The organism is Arsukibacterium sp. MJ3 (assembly GCF_000987765.1).
In the GTDB taxonomy this organism is placed as follows: Bacteria; Pseudomonadota; Gammaproteobacteria; order Enterobacterales; family Alteromonadaceae; genus Alishewanella.
Map to the genome: position 1 here is coordinate 1 of NZ_LAHP01000138.1, position 563 is coordinate 563.

General features: G+C 46.0%; 1 protein-coding gene and 1 pseudogene. Both read right to left on the reverse strand.

All coding sequences use genetic code 11. The annotated features are described in order from the left end of the window. Positions 1-158: pseudogene (locus VT06_RS17975) on the reverse strand (flagellin); the annotation flags it as partial. A gap of 149 nt (positions 159-307) precedes the next feature. Then, on the reverse strand, positions 308-563 hold a 256-nt coding region (locus tag VT06_RS17180), incomplete at its 5' end, for a flagellin (RefSeq protein WP_046555553.1).

Sequence of the window (563 nt, forward strand, 5' to 3'; positions counted from 1 at the left end):
ATTTTGTTCGCAATTGCTTGCCCAGCGGCGTCATCTTTTGCGCTGTTGATGCGTAAGCCCGAAGACAAACGCTCCATTGAAGTTTGCAGTGACGACTGCGACTTCTGTAGATTTTGCTGACCAATGAGTGAGGTCATATTGGTATTGATTACTGACATAGTATGTTCCTTTTAGTAACGACGCTCAGTGGCGACGAAATGACCAGAGTCAAAAATACTATCGGCCAACCAGAGAAAAACTTTAAAGAAAGGTATAAAAAAGCCGCCACATCTAGAAGAGGTGGCGGCTTTGGCATTGCGGAGGTTGATTAACCCAGGAGTGACAACACAGACTGTGGCACTTGGTTTGCTTGCGCAAGTACTGAGGTACCTGCCTGTTGCAAAATTTGGGCACGAGTCATGTTCGATACTTCTACTGCGTAATCCGCATCTTCGATACGTGAACGGGCAGCTGAGAGGTTAGTAACCGTGGTATTAATGTTATCAATAGCTGATTCTAAACGGTTTTGAATTGCACCGAGGCCTGAACGGGCTTCGTCAACAGCCGCTAAAGCAGTATCAAGA